Genomic DNA, 18,533 nt, shown 5'->3' with positions numbered 1-18,533 from the left:
GGCTCCACCGCAGCGCGGCACAACTCATTGTTCTGCGCTGCGCTTATTCACCCCCCCGTTACAGTTCCCCTCCAGCCTGCCGATAACTCCTTGCAGAACAACATCACTTTTGATCCATTTTCCTTATTTTGTGGAGTGTCTATGCGCTTCAATTATGACTTGTTACCGGGTGAGCGGCTGACCTTTGAGGAGATCGCGCTGCGCTATGCCCAGCAATATCCTGAGGAGAAGGAGCTGACGGCGCGCGCGCTGCTCAGCCCGTCAACCAGCTTTCGCACCCTGAAAATCCGTGCGGTGTTCGCGCAGGAAGAGAGCAACAGTCCGCTGGAGGATCTGCTGTTCATCGCCAATGATAACGAACGTAAAAATTACCTGCGCCGCTTTGAGCACTACCTCAAGCAAAACCTCTCTTTCCTCTATTTTCGCCGAAGCGAAAAGGAGAAACGCGACAATCTGTGGAAGGTGATGGGCAGCAGTCAGGTGTTCGCGATGATCGATCCCCATTCTGCTACCGCCCAGAACCTGCTCAACAGCCGCGGCTATAAGCTGGTGCTGATGTATCAGGATGAGGAAGAGGCCTACTGGCAGCTGTTCAACCCGCAGGCTAATCCCTGTTTTCCCCAGTCACGTCGCATCCAGTTCATCGTGGTGCTGAGTACGCCGCAGCACAAAGTGCCGGCCGCAGTGATGCCGGGCACCGAAGTGGGACGGCGGGTGAAGGCAAGAGTACTGCAACGCGCCGGGCAGGCGGAGTTTAGCGCCGGCGTCAAAGCGCGCTATGGTGCCTGCGTGATGACCGGAACCCGGCTGACCGATCGGCATAACTGGCCGTGGGTAGAAGCCTGTCATATCGATACGCAGGAGAACGATGAAGGGGGGCTGGCGGATAACAGCATCGACAACGGCTTATTTTTGCGTAGCGACCTGCAACGGCTTTTCCTCAACCGACTGATAAGCATTGATGGTGAGTCAGGGCAGATCCAGGTGCACCCCGGCGACGAGGCGCAGGCCAACATAAGCCCTTATTATCAGGAGTTAAATGGCCGTATCTGTAGCCTGTGGTCGGCGGTGCCACCCGCGACGCGCCAACGGCTGCGGGCGCGACGTTAGCCATGGTGAAGGGAGGCGAAGGATCGGCTCCCCTGACATCACAAAAATGAAATAACCTCGTTTTACCCCGCCTATTCCCCCAATCAATAACCCTACAGAATTGGATAATCATGCCGATAACTTCATTAACGCAGGGTAGTCAACGTGAACGATCTCTATACCGCCGAAGGCGTGATGGACAAGCATTCGCTCTGGCAGCGCTACGTGCCGCTGGTGCGCCATGAAGCGCTGCGCCTGCAGGTCCGTCTGCCAGCCAGCGTTGAGCTGGACGATTTGCTGCAAGCCGGAGGTATCGGTCTGTTAAATGCCGTGGAGCGTTATGACGCGCTCCAGGGGACAGCCTTTACCACCTATGCCGTGCAGCGTATTCGCGGCGCAATGCTGGATGAGCTTCGCAGCCGGGACTGGGCACCACGCAGCGTTCGTCGTAACGCGCGCGAGGTGGCCGGGGCAATGCATAAGGTGGAACAGACGCTGGGTCGTGCTGCCTCCGAGCAGGAAGTCGCGCAGCAGTTGAATGTTTCGATGGAGGAGTACCGGCAGATCCTGCTGGACACCAACAATAGTCAGCTCTTTTCCTACGACGAGTATCGGGAAGAACATGGCGACAGTGCGGAACTGGTGACGGAAGGGCATGAAGAGGCCAACCCGCTTCATCAGTTGATGGAAGGGAGTCTGCGTGAGCGCGTCATTGAAGCGATCGAAGCGTTACCCGATCGCGAAAAGATGGTGCTGACACTGTACTACCAGGAAGAACTGAACCTGAAAGAGATTGGCGCGGTGCTTGATGTGGGGGAATCCCGTGTCAGCCAGCTGCACAGTCAGGCGATTAAACGCCTGCGGGCCCGGCTTACGGGAGCGCGCTAGCAGTATCAGTTCCTGGCGATTCAAAAATATAAGAAACCGGGGACTCAGCAATGGGAGCCAAGACCAAGGCCAGACCGTTAAGTCGTTATCTTAAAGACTATAAACACAGCCAGAGCAACTGTTCACACTGTGGCAAGGTATTAGATCGAATGGCGCTCGTTTTTCGCGGCCAGATCATCAATAAAGAGGCCATCGCGCGGATGGACCAGATGATTGATGAGCAACTGTGGCTGAAACTTCAGCCAGAACTGACTGCGCTCTGTCGCTTCTGTAGCGATATTTTTTGTAATACCCATCCTAATTACTTCGACATTATGGCGTTCAAACAGTATTTGTTCGAACAGACAGAGATGAGCCCCAGCACCATACGGGAATACGTGGTGCGGCTGCGTCGGCTGGACGACATGCTGAAAGCGAAAAATTTCCCGGCCGATCGGCTGCAGGGCAATAGCTGGCATCAATGTCTGGAAAGCGACCTGCCGGATGCGGGCAATAATAATTACCGTATTGCCCTGCGCAAATACGATCAGTTCTTAGGGTGGCAACAGGGCTAACGCCCCGCTGTGCACCCATTGCTCCCCCGCGTACCGTTGGTACGTCCCCGCCATTTTCACGCTGCTGAAAAGGGCGGGGCGGGGGAGCACGCCTGTTTTACCCGTCACCGCATCTCCCGCCACCTGAATCAGGGTGATCCTTTTCGCATCTTCTGCAACACTGTAAGGATAATTTCCAATGCCCGAATGGAGGCAGCGTTGTCTTTACATCTTTTACACCAGTTTCCCCGCCTTGAACTGCTGGGCGCGCCAACCCCGTTAGAGCATCTGCCACGACTCTCCGACTATCTCGGCCGCGATATTTTCATCAAGCGCGATGATGTCACGCCGGTGGCGATGGGCGGCAACAAGCTGCGCAAGCTGGAGTATCTGGCGGCCGACGCGCTGCGCGAAGGGGCCGATGTGCTGCTGACTGCCGGGGCGATTCAGTCCAACCATGTGCGCCAGACCGCAGCCGTCGCGGCCCGTCTGGGCCTGAAATGCGTGGCTCTGCTGGAAAACCCGATTGGTACTCATGCGGAAAACTACCTGAGCAACGGTAACCGGCTGCTGCTGGATCTGATGGACGCCGAGGTGATTATGGTCGAGGCGCTGTACAATCCGGCTGAACAGCTGGCGGAACAGGCAACACGTCTTGAGGCGCAGGGTTTCCGGCCTTATATCGTGCCGGTCGGCGGCTCGAATACGCTGGGTGCGCTAGGCTATGTCGGCTGCGCGCAGGAAATCGCCCATCAGAGCGAAGAGGTGGTCGATTTTGCCGCCGTTATCGTCGCCTCAGGCAGCGCTGGCACCCATGCCGGGCTGGCGGTTGGACTTGAACAGCTGTTGCCGGATACCGAGCTGGTCGGGGTGACCGTTTCCCGTCAGGCTGAGGCCCAGTTGCCGCTGGTGGAGCGCCTGCGCCAGTCGCTGGCGACCCAGCTTGAAGTGCCCGCTACCGCGCCGATTACGTTGTGGGATGAATATTATGCACCACGCTACGGTGAACCGAACGACGAGGGCATGGCGGCGGTGAAGCTGCTGGCACAGCTGGAAGGCATTCTGCTGGACCCGGTCTATACCGGTAAGGCGATGGCGGGGCTGCTGGACGGCATCAGCCAGAACCGTTTCCGCCGGGAAGGCCCGCTGCTGTTTATTCATACCGGTGGCGCACCGGCGTTATTTGCTTATCATCCTTCGGTCTGAGACAAGCAAAAAAAACAGTTTATAATCTTGCCGTTATCACGATGGACCGGCAGTAATGTAGCGGCGTTGCCGTTATAAAATACACACAACACAATCAATAATGGGGTGAATATGACCTTTTCTCTGGTACGTCGCCAGTTGGTAATGGGCGTAATGGCCGTGGCGCTGGTCGCGGGCGTCAACGTTAAAACCTTCGCAGCTGAAAACCTGCTGAATAAAATCAAAGAGCGCGGCACGCTGCTGGTGGGACTGGAAGGCACCTATCCGCCGTTCAGCTTCCAGGATGAGAACGGCAAGCTGACCGGCTTTGAAGCGGAGTTCGCGCAACAACTGGCGCAGCATATGGGCGTTAAAGCCAGCCTGAAACCCACCAAGTGGGACGGCATGCTAGCCTCGCTGGATGCGAAACGGATTGATGTGGTGATTAACCAGGTCACCATCTCTGACGAGCGCAAGAAGAAATATGACTTCTCTACGCCGTACACCATCTCGGGCATTCAGGCGCTGACCATGAAAGCCAACGCCGCTAGCATCACCAAACCTGAAGATCTGGCAGGCAAAAAGGTCGGCGTCGGTCTGGGAACCAACTACGAACAGTGGCTGCGTGAGAACGTGAAGGGCGTTGATGTCCGTACCTATGATGATGACCCGACTAAGTATCAGGATCTGCGCTCAGGTCGTCTGAACGCCATTCTGGTTGACCGCCTGGCGGCACTGGATCTGGTGAAGAAAACCGGCGATACCATGGCCGTCGCGGGTAACGCTTTCTCCCGTCAGGAGTCTGGCGTGGCGGTGCGTAAAGGCAATGACGACCTGCTGAAAGCGATTGACCAGGCTATTGCAGAGATGCAGAAAGATGGCTCACTGAGCAAACTGTCTGAAAAATGGTTTGGCGCGGACGTGACTAAATAATGCAGGAAAGTCTTCAACTGGTGCTGGATTCAGCACCTTTTTTATTAAAAGGCGCGCTGTTTACGCTGCAACTCAGCATCGGCGGAATGTTCTTCGGCCTGGTGCTGGGGTTCATTCTGGCACTGATGCGGCTGTCACGCTTCTGGCCGGTTAGCTGGCTGTCGCGGATCTACGTTTCGATCTTCCGCGGTACGCCGTTGATCGCCCAGCTGTTTATGATCTACTACGGCTTACCGCAGTTTGGTATCGAGCTGGACCCGATTCCCTCCGCCATGATTGGCCTGTCGCTGAATACCGCGGCTTATGCGTCGGAATCACTGCGTGGCGCGATCTCGGCGATTGAGCGCGGCCAGTGGGAAGCGGCGGCCAGTATTGGCATGACGCGCTGGCAAACGCTGCGCCGGGTGATATTGCCGCAGGCGGCACGCACCGCGCTGCCGCCGCTGGGTAACAGCTTTATCAGCCTGGTCAAAGATACCTCGCTGGCGGCGACCATCCAGGTGCCGGAGCTGTTCCGTCAGGCGCAGCTGATCACCTCGCGTACGCTGGAAGTGTTCACCATGTATCTGGCTGCCTCGCTGATCTACTGGGTGATGGCGACGGTGCTGTCTGCCCTGCAGAACCGGCTGGAACAGCATGTTAATCGTCAGGATCAGGAGTCGAAATGAGTGCCATCGAAGTCAGAAAGCTGGTGAAATCCTTCAATGGCCAGACGGTGCTGCATGGCATCGATCTCGACGTAGCGGCAGGCGAAGTGGTGGCGATTATCGGTCCCAGCGGTTCGGGGAAAACCACGCTGCTGCGCAGTATCAACCTGCTGGAAGTGCCGGACAGCGGCACCATCCGGGTGGGGGATATTACCGTCGATGCGGCGCTGGCGCAGAGTAAACAGAAAGAGCAGGTGCGCCGTCTGCGTCAGCAGGTTGGCTTTGTTTTCCAGAACTTCAATCTGTTTCCCCACCGTTCGGTGATGGAGAACATTATTGAAGGGCCGGTGATCGTCAAGCGCGAAGACAAAGCGGATGCGGTGGCACGCGCCCGTGAGTTGCTGGAGAAAGTCGGACTGCATGGCAAAGAACAGAGTTACCCGCGCCGTTTGTCAGGCGGTCAGCAGCAGCGGGTGGCCATCGCCCGTGCGCTGGCAATGCGGCCGGAAGTGATCCTGTTTGATGAGCCGACCTCGGCGCTGGATCCGGAGCTGGTTGGCGAGGTGCTTAACACCATCCGCGCCCTGGCCGAGGAGCAACGCACCATGGTGATCGTCACGCATGAGATGAGCTTTGCCCGCGACGTGGCTGACCGCGCTATCTTCATGGACCAGGGCCGCATTGTGGAGCAGGGTGAGGCGAAAGCGTTGTTCAGTAACCCGCAACAGCCGCGAACCCGTCAGTTCCTCGATAAATTTCTGAGTCAGTAAATCCGCCGCCTTCCTGCAGGAAGGCGGCGTTAACCTGCTTAAAAAACGGGTTTTTTCAGCTAAATAAGCCACAGCTAAGGTTTTTTTTCGCGCTGAAATTAATCGCTAGCATATATTTTAAAATCTCCGTTAAACCTTTTGCCACATCTGACAAAACTTTTCCATTCATCGTTTATTAAATGGTTTTTATGATTGCCACTTCCTCTTATTTAAGTCTCTATGACTCTCCAGTAATATTATCTTTTACGGCTCTGTCGGGGTAAATAAATCCACTGGCTGGGGCTTTATTGATAAGTGTAAGGAAACGTTCGGCTCGGTAAATAACTGTAGCATCAGGGCCATGCGCTATTTTTTAAGACTTTCGCTACATTCACCATCGGTTCAATGACGAATAATCGCTGGATAACCATAAAAGCAATACTGATTTCCTCGCTTTTACTTTCAGCATTCAGACCTACACAGCAGGAGTCATTGAATGAACAACACCAAGCCAGAGCAAATAATGTGGGTGAATACCCTGAAGGGGGCCTGTATATTACTGGTGGTCCTGTACCACACGGTGCTGCCGGGTTTTGAAGGGACGCTGAAGTATCTCTCTGCCGGATGGCTACCCGCTGAAATATGGGTGCAGTTTAATACGGTCCTGTCGCCATTACGTATGCCAGCGTTTTTCTTTGTTTCAGGCCTGCTGGCTACTAACGGTATTATTAACCGACCGTGGAAGCAGGTATTTACCAGCCGGATCACCAATCTCTTTTATCTCTATATTTTGTGGGGTTTTATTCAGTGGTGGTCAATTCTTGGCATCTCCACCGAAATTACCGGTCAGCGTATTTCTCAGAACCTGAATGCGGCCTATGCCGGCTCGCTATTTGAATTCCTTAAACTGACGTTTATGGCCATGAGTACTTCATGGTATCTGTACGGGCTTGGCCTCTATTTCCTCTGCGCCAAACTGTTTCGCCAATATAAACTGGTGCTGATGGTGGCGGCGATTGTGCTGAACTATCTGGCGGTTGAAAAAATAATCCCCTACTGGGGACCACAAAGTCTGGCGCAATACTTCCTGTTCTTCCTGTTGGGGGCTTTCTGGAGTCAGGCCATGCTGCGCCTCAGCGAGTGGCGGCGTGAAAATCTGATGCCGTGGGCTGTGCTGGCCGCACTGGCGGGTATTCACATTATTTTTGGTCTGGATAAGAGCCTGTTCCTGTGTATTCTGGCGGTGCTGTTCAGTATTGCGGCCTGTCGCTGGCTTAATCAGCATTTCAGCATGCGTTATATGAACTGGATCGGCCGCAATACCCTGCAGATTTATGTGATACACCGCATTTTCATTGAGTTTTTCGGCATGTCAGCGATTCTGTTCGCCCAGCGTCACCACCTGTTTAATCAGGCGTGGTTTTCGTTCCTCTGGGCCTGTTTCTATCCGGTGGCGATTGTCGGGATCTGTTCGCTCTGTTCGGTAGCGCTCTGGTCGCTGACTAATCGTGGATTGGGGCAGTCGCTGTTTGTGTTCCCGACGCTGATGAAGCGGGAGCGGGCCAGTGGGGCTTGATGAATGCGCTTAGCAGGGGGAGAGGGTGCGCCTGGCGGCTAAGTCTCGCAGCCGGCACGGGCGGTGCAGAGGGGATTACGCCTGGCGGCGGGCTGGCATTGAGCGAGTTACGCTTGCTGCGGGCTGACATAGAGCGGGTTACGCCGGGCGGCGGGCTGGCACTGAGCGGGTTACGTCCGCCAGGCGGTGGGGAGTTTCAGGTTGCCTGAGCAGGCGGACGCGTTAAGGGGCGGACGCCCGCCCCTTAACAATCCCGGCGTCCGGCGGCCTGCGCGCCACGCTTCGCGCGGTGCCTTCGTCACTCCCTGCGGCCGACGGACCGGCCGGACGCGCCTTCCCTGGCGCGATCCATCCTTTCGCCGACCTCCTGTCGGCTCTCCTGGCCTCCGCTCACTCCTCAGCGCTGCGGACGCCTCTGGTAAAACCTCGTCTGTAAGCTTTCTTTCTTGTTACAGGGCTTAGTGTCGTCTGGTGGCTGGTGGAGTACGCCTGGCGGAGGTGCGCTTGCACTGGCCTGCTGTAGTCTGGCAAAGAGAAAGTTTCCGCCTGGCGGCGGGCTGGTATGGAGAGGGTTACGTCCGCCAGGCGGTGGGGAGTTTCAGCCTGCCTGAGCAGGCGGACGCGTCAAGGGGCGAACGCCCGCCCCTTAACAATCCCGGCGTCCGGCGGCCTGCGCGCCACGCTTCGCGCGGTGCCTTCGTCACTCCCTGCGGCCGACGGACCGGCCGGACGCGCCTTCCCTGGCGCGATCCATCCTTTCGCCGACCTCCTGTCGGCTCTCCTGGCCTCCGCTCACTCCTCAGCGCTGCGGACGCCTCTGGTAAAACCCCTGACTGCAAACTTTCTTTCTTGTATATGGACTGGTTTTGCCTGAGGCAGGTGGCTGATGGCTGATGGCTGATGGCTGATGGCTGGTGGCTGGGATTACGCCTGACGGCTGTATGGATACTTTCTTTTTTCTCACGACTAACGGTCCTGAATGCAGAAAAAGCGCTAACAGTGATAGTGCTCACTCATCACAGCGACGAAGCACCAAACAAAGAAAAAAAGAAATAACAGCGAGGGGTTGGGGAGGCCGTCAGAACCGCTGAGCCGATGAGGGATTTCAGGACGAGCGACAGGGATGTCGCGAAGAGGCGGGATCGCGCCAGGGATGGCGCGTCCTGGCGGTCCGTAGGAAATCCGGAAGAGGTGAAGGGACCGCGAAGCGGCGGTGAAGCAGGCCGGAGCCCGGGGTCAAGGGGGCGCGGCGACTGGCGGCCCCTTGTCGGTCGCCGGCAGCGGCGAAACTGAAACTGCCGCTGCGTGCTGGCGAACGAAACCTTCTCAACGCCCGTTCGCGCAGCGAACCCCAGCCCTGACGGGCCGGCGAGCGAATATCCAGCCCTGACAGGCCAGCGAACGAAACCTTCTCAGCGCCGGTTCGCGCAGCGAACCCCCAGCCCGCTGCCAGGGCAGCCCCTTACCCGATCGTCATCAGACTGGCATTCCCGCCGGCAGCGGCGGTATTCACACTCAGCGAACGCTCAATCAGCAACCGCTCCAGCAGCAGATTGGTCTCACCGCGGGCAAAGCCCTGCACCGAAACAATCGCGCCTTCACGTGCGGCAATCTGCTCACACAGGGTGCGCAGCTGATCGGCATCACCGTGATAAATCACCGCATCAAATTCTGCCGCTAACGGATCGCGTGCCAGGGTAATACGCGCTTTCACCGCGTCTGGCAGCGAAGTCAGCAGGCGACGATGCAACTCATCATCCTGCCACAGCGCTTTGCTGCCCACGCTGGTAACGGCGGCCAGCTGCACTAATGCATCCTGCTCATTGTCAGCAAGACAGAGCACCTGATCACGCGGCAACAGTGAGAAGGTGTTGCGCTCGCCGGTCGGACCGGGCAGCAACCGCACCACGCCCGCCTGTGCCAGATCGGCATAGTGCTGACATAACGCCGCCAGTTCAGGCTTCTCTTTAGCCCAGCCCGTCAGCGCCTGATGAGGCGCCAGCAGCGCCTGACGCAGGGTGCTGTCGGCAGGGCGATCGGCATCCTGACGATCAAACGTCAGTCGCAGCGCGCCGTCCGGACGATGCGCCAGCAGACGATAGAGATAGAGCGGTCCGCCAGCTTTCGGGCCGGTGCCGGATAATCCTTCGCCGCCAAAAGGCTGCACGCCCACTACCGCGCCCACCATATTCCGGTTGACGTAGAGGTTGCCGACTCTGGCATTGGCCGTCACCTGAGCAATGGTCTCGTCGATGCGGGTATGTACACCCAGCGTCAGGCCGTAACCCGAAGCGTTAATCTGTTCAATTAACTGCGGCAGATTATTGCGGGTGAAACGCACCACGTGCAGTACCGGGCCGAACACCTCTTTATCCAGATCTTTAACCTGATCCAGTTCAATCAGGGTCGGCTTGATGAAGGTGCCGCTGCTCCACTCTTTGCTGTCGTGTGGATTCTCCTGCACCGCCTGATAGACCGTGAAGCCTTTATTGCGCATCGCCTGAATGTGACGCTCAATATTGGCTTTGGCTTCAGCATCGATCACCGGACCAATATCGGTCGACAGGCGCTCCGGATTACCCATCCGGCATTCCGCCATCGCACCGCGCAACATCTTCAGGGTGTGGTCGGCAACATCTTCCTGAATGCACAGCAGACGCAGGGCAGAACAGCGTTGACCGGCGCTGTCGAAGGCCGACGCGACGATATCAATCACCACCTGCTCAGTCAGCGCGGAAGAGTCGACGATCATCGCATTCATTCCGCCGGTTTCAGCAATCAGCGGCGTCGGGCGACCCTGCGGATCGAGACGACCGGCCAGATTACGTTGCAGCAGCGTCGCAACCGCGGTTGAACCGGTGAACATGACGCCGCGCACCCGATCGTCGCCGGTCAGCTGCGCGCCAACCGTTTCACCCAGACCCGGCAGCAGTTGCAGCACGCCAGCAGGCACACCCGCATCCAGCAGAATCTGTACCGCCTGCGCCGCAATCAGCGGTGTCTGCTCCGCCGGTTTGGCCAGCACGCTGTTACCCGCAGCCAGCGCCGCAGCAATCTGACCGGTAAAGATCGCCAGCGGGAAGTTCCACGGGCTGATACAGACCACCGGACCCAGTGGGCGATGGGTTTCGTTATCGAAATCATCCCGCACCATGCCAGCATAGTAATAGAGGAAATCGACCGCTTCGCGCACTTCAGCGATGGCGTTGTTGTAGGTCTTACCGGCTTCACGCACCAGAATGCCAATCAGCTGCTGCATCTGGCCTTCCATGATTTGTGCCGCGCGTTCCAGAATTGCAGCACGCTCCTGAGGCGGCGTGGCGAACCAGATCGGGCCGCTGTTAACCGCCGCGTCCAGCGCCTGAGAGACTTCCTGCTCAGTCGCTTCGCGTACCTGTCCGACAATATCGTTCGGCGCAGCGGGGTTAACCAGAGTGCGGCTTTCGCCTTCGCCCAGCTCACCTTCAATCATTGGCTGGGCCAGCAATGGCTGCGCGGCACTGCTCAGCAGGGCGCTGGACAGTGAGGCCAGACGGTGTTCATTGGCCATATCCAGACCGGCCGAGTTGACGCGGTTAGCCCCATACAAATCGCGCGGCAGCGGAATTTTAGGATGCGGCAGGCCAATCGCCCCTTCGCTGGCACCCAGCTTCTCCACCGCCGTCACCGGATCGGCGACCAGCTCATCAATCGGCAGCGAGGTATCGGCGATACGGTTAACGAAAGAGGTGTTGGCACCGTTTTCCAGCAGGCGACGCACCAGATAAGCCAGCAGCGTTTCGTGCGTACCGACCGGCGCATAAATACGGCAGGGACGGTTAAGTTTGCCGTCCGCCACTTTGCCCACCACCTGCTCATACAGCGGTTCGCCCATGCCGTGCAGGCACTGGAACTCATACTGCCCCGGATAGTAATTGTTGCCGGCCAGCTGATAAATCGCCGCCAGCGTATGGGCATTGTGGGTGGCAAACTGCGGGTAGATCAGGTTCGGCACCGCCAGCAGTTTACGGGCGCAGGCCAGATAAGAGATGTCGGTGTAGACCTTGCGGGTATAAACCGGATAGCCCTCCAGCCCCTCCATCTGGGCGCGTTTGATTTCGCTGTCCCAGTAGGCACCTTTAACCAGACGGATCATCAGGCGACGGCGGCTCCGTTGCGCCAGGTCGATCAGTTCGTCAATCACAAACGGACAGCGCTTCATGTAGGCCTGGATGACAAAGCCGATACCGTTCCAGCCTTCCAGTTCCGGCTCGAAACAGAGTTTTTCCAGCAGGTCGAGCGACAGCTCCAGCCGGTCAGCTTCTTCGGCATCAATGTTGATGCCGATGTCATAGGAGCGAGCCAGCAGCGTCAGCGATTTCAGAATAGGGTAGAGCTCCTCCATCACCCGCTCATACTGAGCGCGGCTGTAGCGCGGATGCAGCGCCGACAGCTTGATCGAGATGCCCGGACCTTCATAAATGCCGCGGCCATTGGACGCTTTGCCAATCGCGTGGATCGCCTGCTGGTAGGAGACCAGATAGGCTTTGGCATCGCTGGCGGTCAGCGCTGCTTCACCCAGCATGTCGTAAGAGTAACGGAATCCTTTCTCTTCCAGCTTGCGGGCGTTAGCCAGCGCTTCAGCAATGGTTTCGCCGGTGACGAACTGCTCGCCCATCAGGCGCATCGCCATATCCACGCCTTTACGGATTAGCGGCTCGCCACTCTTGCCAATAATGCGGTTCAGCGATCGCGACAGATTGGCTTCGTTATGGGTTGAGACCAGACGGCCGGTGAACAGCAGGCCCCAGGTGGCGGCGTTAACGAACAGCGACGGGCTGCGACCGAGATGCGACTGCCAGTTGCCGTTGCTGATCTTATCGCGGATCAGCGCATCGCGGGTCGGCTTGTCAGGGATACGCAATAACGCTTCGGCGAGGCACATCAGCGCCACGCCTTCCTGCGAGGATAAAGAGAACTCCTGCAGCAGGCTTTGCACCATGCCAGCGCGTCCGGTTGCTCCTTTTTGGTGCCGCAGCTTGTCGGCCAGCTGATAAGCCAGCTGATGGGTTTTCTCCGCCAGCCCCGCAGGCAGGCGTGCCTGCTCCAGCAGCATCGGCACCGCGTCGGTCTCCGGGCGACGCCAGGCGGCGGTCACGGTCGAACGGGTCACCGACTGCGGCAAAATCTGCTCTGCGAAGTCAAGGAACGGCTGATGCGTCTCGTCGGTCAGCGCCTCATCAGCCTCCACTGTCGCCAGGCTGGATAACGGGATTTCAGGCAGCGAATCGCCCGACTCAAGCTGGCCGAGGTAGTTAAAGATCGCCTGTTTAATCAGCCAGTGTGGCGTGCGATCGATACGCTGCGCAGCCAGTTTGATGCGCTCACGTGTCGCGTCATCCAGTTTTACCCCCATGGTGGTTGTACCCATGACTCCAGTGCTCCTTATAGTGGTTCGATACGGCGTGGCTGCACTATCACTTAAGTTGCAACTTTGTGCAACCGTGTTAAATGTGAGCCAGTTAACACCCTTTTAACGCCGTCAATTGTTAATTTTTGCAATGCGGCACGGATATTGCTGCAAGATCCTCGCCAACCTGACGGGCCTGGCAATGCGCGGTTTATGTGAGGTTGCGCCGGGTTGCAACCGACGTTATGTGAGCGAGTGCAACCTCTGAACACTTTTTCGCAATCGGTTAGTGAAATCGCTGTAACGCCTGTGTTAAATCCATTGTGCGCCGAACGCCTTTCCGGCAGGATACCGCGCCGCAGGGAAATGGCTAACGCCCTGACGAGGATAATCGGTCCGTTTTGCCCCGTTCCGGCAAGCAGGCAGCTGGCGATTTCTCTGGGATATCAAATAATAAGTGGAGAGACAGATGAGTCTAAGTACACCGATGCTGGTGACCTTTGTAGTTTATATTCTTGGGATGGTGCTGATTGGTTTTGTGGCATACCGCTCAACCAAAAACTTTGATGACTATATCCTCGGCGGCCGCAGTCTCGGCAGCGTGGTTACGGCGCTGTCTGCCGGTGCGTCAGACATGAGCGGCTGGCTGCTGATGGGATTACCCGGTGCCATTTTCATCTCCGGCATCTCCGAGAGCTGGATTGCCATCGGCCTGACGATTGGTGCCTGGCTGAACTGGAAAATTGTTGCCGGTCGCCTGCGGGTACAGACTGAGCATCACAATAACGCGCTGACGCTGCCGGACTTCTTCACCAGCCGCTTTGAAGATCACAGTAAAATCCTGCGCATCATTTCGGCCATGGTGATCCTGGTGTTCTTCACCATCTATTGTGCTTCTGGCGTGGTGGCCGGCGCACGTTTGTTTGAAAGCACCTTTGGCATGAGTTACCAGACGGCGCTGTGGGCGGGCGCGGCTGCGACCATTCTGTATACGCTGGTTGGCGGTTTCCTTGCGGTGAGCTGGACTGACACGGTACAGGCCAGCCTGATGATTTTTGCGCTGATCCTGACGCCGGTGTTTGTCATTATCGCAGTCGGCGGCTGGTCCGATTCATTGGCGGTGATTGAGGCAAAAAGCCTCGAAAATCTCGATATGCTGAAAGGTCTGAACTTTGTCGCGGTGATTTCACTGCTGGGCTGGGGACTGGGCTACTTTGGCCAGCCGCATATCCTGGCGCGCTTTATGGCGGCCGACTCCCACCGCTCAATCCGCACCGCACGCCGTATCGGTATGACCTGGATGATCCTCTGCCTGGCCGGTGCGGTCGGCGTGGGTTTCTTCGGTATCGCTTATTTCCAGAACAACCCGCCCCTGGCGGCGGGCGTCAATGACAACGCGGAGCGGGTATTTATCGAACTGGCGCGGATCCTGTTTAACCCGTGGGTGGCCGGTATCCTGCTGTCAGCGATTCTGGCGGCGGTGATGTCGACCCTGAGCTGTCAGCTGCTGGTCTGCTCCAGCGCCCTGACGGAAGATCTGTATAAAGGTTTGCTGCGTAAAAACGCCAGCCAGAAAGAGCTGGTGTGGGTCGGACGTCTGATGGTGCTGCTGGTGGCGTTAATCGCTATCGCGCTGGCATCTAATCCGGAGAACCGGGTGCTGGGCCTGGTAAGCTACGCCTGGGCGGGCTTCGGGGCAGCGTTTGGTCCGGTGGTGCTGTTCGGGGTGTGCTGGAAGCGCATGAACCGCAACGGCGCACTGGCAGGCATGATCATCGGCGCGTTAACCGTGCTGGTGTGGAAGCAGTATGGCTGGCTGGGTCTGTATGAAATCATCCCGGGCTTTTTGTTCGCCAGTATCGCCATCGTGGTGTTCAGCCTGCTGGGACGTGAACCTTCAGCCGCAGCGCAACAGCGTTTTGCCGCAGCGGAAGCGGAGTTCCAGACTAAATAATCCGGCTGCCGTCAGAAAAGCCCGCCCGTTAATCGTGGCGGGCTTTTTTTTGTTACAAAGATAAACCACTCAAATGCGAAATTATCTCATCCGGCAACTTGTTTTTTTCGTGGCGATAATGATAATCGGTATCGTTTACATTTTACCTGATTTTACTTTTATTGACGCTGCTTAACATTCAAGAGGTTGGCGATGTTCGTTCCGTTTCTCATCATGCTGCGCGAAGGCTTAGAAGCCGCACTGATTGTCAGCCTGATAGCCAGCTACCTGAAGCGCACCCAGCGCACCCAATGGTTTCCTGCCATGTGGGCCGGGGTGGTTATCGCTGCGGCGCTCTGCCTCGGGCTGGGGCTGTTCATCAACGCTACCACCGGCGAGTTTCCGCAGAAACAGCAGGAACTGTTTGAAGGGCTGGTGGCGCTGGTGGCGGTGGTTATCCTCACCTCAATGGTGTTCTGGATGCGCAAAGTGGCGCGCAATATCAAAGTGGAGCTGGAGCAGGCGGTAGACCAGGCGCTGCAGCGCTCAGGGCGCGGCGGGCTGGCACTGGTAGTCATGGTGTTTCTGGCGGTGGCGCGCGAAGGGCTGGAGTCGGTGTTCTTTCTGCTGGCGGCTTTTACCCAGGACGTTGGCTATGCGCCGCCGATTGGCGCGGTGCTGGGGCTGGCGACCGCCGTGGTGCTGGGCATGCTGCTTTACTGGGGCGGCATTCGCCTTAACATGGCCCATTTTTTCCGCTGGACCAGCATTTTCATTCTGTTTGTTGCGGCGGGCCTGGCGGCCGGAGCAATTCGGGCTTTCCATGAAGCAGGACTGTGGAATCGCTTTCAGGATGTGGCGTTTGATCTCAGCAACACCTTATCGACCCATTCGCTGTTCGGTACGCTGCTGGAAGGGGTGCTCGGCTATCAGGAAGCCCCCAGCGTCAGCGAGGTGGTGGTCTGGGGCCTCTATCTGGTCCCCGCTCTGATTCTGTTTTTTATGCCCGCGCGTCCCACCGCGTCGGCCACTGTGCGCTAAGCCATTTATCGGGCGCGCCTGCCGCGCTCAACAACGTGATAGGGAAAGAAACATGACAATGCGTTTCCGCCGCAAGGCACTGCTGGTTCCTTTGCTGGCGATCTCTGCCTCCGCTGCCGCGGCGGTGCCTCAGGTGACCGTCAGCGTTAACGACAAGCAGTGTGAACCGATGACCTTAACCGTTAAGGCCGGTAAAACTCAGTTCCTGATCAAAAACAACAGTCAGAAAGCGCTGGAGTGGGAGATCCTGAAAGGGGTGATGGTGGTTGAAGAGCGCGAAAACATCGCACCCGGCTTCAGCCAGAAGCTGACCGCCACTCTGCCGGCAGGCGAATATGAGATGACCTGCGGCCTGCTGAGTAACCCGAAAGGTAAGCTGGTGGTTGAGGCCGGTGACGCCGCAGCGAAAAGCGCACCGTCCGAGCGGATGCAGCTGGTCGGCCCAATCAGCGCCTATAAAGTCTATGTCACTGAGCAGGTGAATCAGCTGGTGAGCGGGACTCAGGCCTTTACCGATGCGGTTAAAGCTGGCGATGTTGAAAAAGCCAAAGCGCTGTTTGCCCCGACGCGTCAGTATTATGAGCGCATCGAGCCGATTGCTGAACTGTTCTCCGATCTCGACGGCAGCATTGATGCCCGCGAAGATGATTATGAGAAGAAAGCGGAAGATCCAAAATTCACCGGTTTCCACCGGCTGGAAAAAGCGCTGTTTGCCGATCACAGCACCGAAGGGATGGCGGGCTACGCGGATCAGCTGAATAAAGACGTTAAAGATTTGCAGACCCGCATCAGCGAGCTGGCCTTCCCGCCAGCCAAAGTGGTCGGCGGCGCGGCAGGGCTGATTGAAGAGGTCGCCTCCAGCAAAATTTCAGGTGAAGAAGATCGCTACAGCCGTACCGACCTGTGGGACTTCCAGGCCAACGTTGATGGTGCCCAGAAAATTGTCGAACTGCTGCGGCCGATGGTCAGTCAGGCTAACCCGCAGTTACTGGCGAAAATCGACGGCAACTTTAAGAAAGTGGATGCGATCCTGAGCAAATATCGCACTAAAACCGGTTTCGAATCGTATGAGAAACTGACCAGCGCCGATCGTAATGCGCTGAAAGGACCGATTACCGCCCTGGCGGAAGATCTTTCATTACTGCGTGGCACCCTGGGTCTGGATTAATCATGAGTCGTCAGGAAGATGACGCGCAGCCGGCGCGTCGTCGTTTACTAAAAGGTCTGGGACTGCTGGGTGGGGCGGCCGCACTGGGTGGCGGTTGTCCCTTTCATGCGGCCGCCGCCGACAGCTTTTCACCGGGCACGGTAACGCCGCAGGCGCGACAACAGGCGCAGCCCTTTTATGGACTGCATCAGGCGGGCATCGTGACGCCACAGCAGGCGTCAATGATGCTGGTGGCGTTTGATCTGCTGAGCAGTGACAAAGCAGAGCTGGAGCGGCTGTTTCGTCTGCTGACCCAGCGCATCGCTTTTCTGACCGCTGGCGGTCCTGCGCCGCAGGTGACCAATCCGCGTCTGCCGCCGATGGACTCCGGCATTCTGGGTGCCACTATCGCCCCGGATAACCTGACAATTACCGTGTCAGTGGGGGATTCGCTGTTCGATGAACGTTTTGGTCTGGCAGCGCATAAGCCGAAAAAACTGCAGCGGATGACCCGTTTTCCCAACGATTCACTGGATGCTGACGCCTGCCATGGTGACCTGCTGTTGCAGCTGTGCGCCAATACCCAGGATACGGTGATTCATGCCCTGCGTGACATCATCAAGCATACGCCCGATCTGCTGGGCGTACGCTGGCGGCGAGAAGGGTTTATTTCCGATCACGCGGCGCGCAGTCAGGGGGCGGAGACGCCGATCAACCTGCTGGGATTCAAAGATGGGACGGCCAATCCGGATACCCACGATCGCGCCCTGATGAATCAGCTGTTATGGGTGACGGACGATCAGGATGAACCGGCCTGGGCGCGGAACGGCAGCTATCAGGCGGTGCGGCTGATTCGTTTTCACGTTGAGATGTGGGACCGCACGCCGCTGGGCGAGCAGCAAACCATTTTTGGTCGCGATAAGCTGAGCGGGGCGCCGCTGGGTATGCAGCATGAACGTGATATCCCGGATTACCACAACGACCCGGATGGTGAAGTGATCGCGCTGGATTCGCACATTCGTCTCGCCAACCCGCGAACCCCGGAAACCGCCAGCAGCCTGATGCTGCGTCGCGGCTACAGCTATTCGGCAGGGATTTCCGCCTCAGGGCAGCTGGAGATGGGGCTGCTGTTTGTCTGTTATCAGCACGACCTGGAAAAAGGCTTTATTACCGTCCAGCAGCGTCTGAATGGTGAAGCGCTGGAAGAATATATCCGGCCGTTTGGCGGGGGATACTTTTTTGTTCTGCCCGGCGTCGCCGATGCCAGCCATTATTTAGCCCAGCCGTTACTCGAAGCCTGATTAAATTTCATCCACTTCGCTCTGCCTGGCCTCGGGCGGAGCGTTTTTTTGGTCTGATAGCGGCCAGAAGCATTTTTTTGCTCAGTTTTAGCTGAAATTTTAACGCGATTTTAAGTGTGACA

At 57.4% G+C, this 18,533-nt stretch carries 14 protein-coding genes; 13 read left to right on the top strand and 1 reads right to left on the bottom strand.

The features are described 5' to 3' along the window. Window positions 1-141: 141 nt before the first annotated feature. The 9 genes from AC6I8D_RS12060 to AC6I8D_RS12020 all read left to right on the top strand — a co-directional run bounded on the left by AC6I8D_RS12060 (window position 142) and on the right by AC6I8D_RS12020 (window position 8,656). Window positions 142-1,110, top strand: coding sequence for an HNH endonuclease signature motif containing protein (locus tag AC6I8D_RS12060; protein ID WP_497820244.1), 969 nt, complete (start codon window positions 142-144; stop codon window positions 1,108-1,110). 144 nt (window positions 1,111-1,254) lie between these two features. Next, window positions 1,255-1,977 (top strand): RNA polymerase sigma factor FliA, encoded by a 723-nt coding sequence (locus AC6I8D_RS12055; RefSeq protein WP_031375096.1) that lies wholly within the window; start codon window positions 1,255-1,257, stop codon window positions 1,975-1,977. Between the two features lie 50 nt (window positions 1,978-2,027). Further along, window positions 2,028-2,531, top strand: coding sequence for a flagella biosynthesis regulatory protein FliZ (gene fliZ, locus AC6I8D_RS12050; protein WP_031375097.1), 504 nt, complete (start codon window positions 2,028-2,030; stop codon window positions 2,529-2,531). A 198-nt stretch (window positions 2,532-2,729) separates the two neighbouring features. Next, complete coding sequence (locus AC6I8D_RS12045) at window positions 2,730-3,716, top strand: D-cysteine desulfhydrase (RefSeq protein WP_312760660.1); 987 nt, start codon at window positions 2,730-2,732, stop codon at window positions 3,714-3,716. 111 nt (window positions 3,717-3,827) lie between these two features. Next, window positions 3,828-4,628, top strand: a complete 801-nt coding sequence (gene tcyJ, locus AC6I8D_RS12040; RefSeq protein WP_312056467.1) for a cystine ABC transporter substrate-binding protein — start codon at window positions 3,828-3,830, stop codon at window positions 4,626-4,628. Then, window positions 4,628-5,296: a cystine ABC transporter permease gene (tcyL, locus tag AC6I8D_RS12035; protein ID WP_031375100.1), complete on the top strand. Its 669-nt coding sequence runs from the start codon at window positions 4,628-4,630 to the stop codon at window positions 5,294-5,296. Before tcyJ ends, tcyL begins: the two co-directional genes overlap by 1 nt. Beyond that, complete coding sequence (tcyN, locus tag AC6I8D_RS12030) at window positions 5,293-6,045, top strand: L-cystine ABC transporter ATP-binding protein TcyN (protein WP_312056466.1); 753 nt, start codon at window positions 5,293-5,295, stop codon at window positions 6,043-6,045. Before tcyL ends, tcyN begins: the two co-directional genes overlap by 4 nt. Before the next feature lie 475 nt (window positions 6,046-6,520). Continuing rightward, window positions 6,521-7,600 carry an acyltransferase family protein gene (locus AC6I8D_RS12025; protein ID WP_312760663.1) on the top strand — a complete coding sequence of 360 codons (1,080 nt, stop codon included), beginning with the start codon at window positions 6,521-6,523 and terminating at the stop codon, window positions 7,598-7,600. Between the two features lie 900 nt (window positions 7,601-8,500). Next, window positions 8,501-8,656, top strand: a complete 156-nt coding sequence (locus AC6I8D_RS12020; RefSeq protein ID WP_497820243.1) for a hypothetical protein — start codon at window positions 8,501-8,503, stop codon at window positions 8,654-8,656. A 406-nt stretch (window positions 8,657-9,062) separates the two neighbouring features. On the opposite strand, the gene putA is transcribed toward AC6I8D_RS12020, so the two are convergent. After that, window positions 9,063-13,010 (bottom strand): trifunctional transcriptional regulator/proline dehydrogenase/L-glutamate gamma-semialdehyde dehydrogenase, encoded by a 3,948-nt coding sequence (gene putA / locus AC6I8D_RS12015; RefSeq protein WP_312757308.1) that lies wholly within the window; start codon window positions 13,008-13,010, stop codon window positions 9,063-9,065. Window positions 13,011-13,458: 448 nt separating this feature from the next. On the opposite strand from putA, the gene putP reads away from it, so the two are divergent. The 4 genes from putP (at window position 13,459) to efeB (ending at window position 18,411) form a co-directional block, all read left to right on the top strand. Continuing rightward, entirely contained in the window at window positions 13,459-14,943 is a 1,485-nt protein-coding gene (gene putP / locus AC6I8D_RS12010) for a sodium/proline symporter PutP (protein ID WP_497820242.1), read from the top strand. Between the two features lie 192 nt (window positions 14,944-15,135). Continuing rightward, a complete protein-coding gene (gene efeU / locus AC6I8D_RS12005; protein ID WP_312057315.1) occupies window positions 15,136-15,963 on the top strand; it encodes an iron uptake transporter permease EfeU in 828 nt (275 codons plus the stop codon). Between the two features lie 52 nt (window positions 15,964-16,015). Then, window positions 16,016-17,131: an iron uptake system protein EfeO gene (gene efeO / locus AC6I8D_RS12000; RefSeq protein WP_312057317.1), complete on the top strand. Its 1,116-nt coding sequence runs from the start codon at window positions 16,016-16,018 to the stop codon at window positions 17,129-17,131. A gap of 2 nt (window positions 17,132-17,133) precedes the next feature. After that, window positions 17,134-18,411, top strand: a complete 1,278-nt coding sequence (gene efeB, locus AC6I8D_RS11995; RefSeq protein WP_497820241.1) for an iron uptake transporter deferrochelatase/peroxidase subunit — start codon at window positions 17,134-17,136, stop codon at window positions 18,409-18,411. The last annotated feature ends 122 nt before the right edge of the window (window positions 18,412-18,533 follow it).

It is taken from the genome of Pantoea sp. X-Soil-MYKO-1785 (assembly GCF_059730675.1).
The sequence above is the reverse complement of the archived record's forward strand: the minus strand, read 5'-3'. Positions and strand labels throughout refer to the sequence as shown.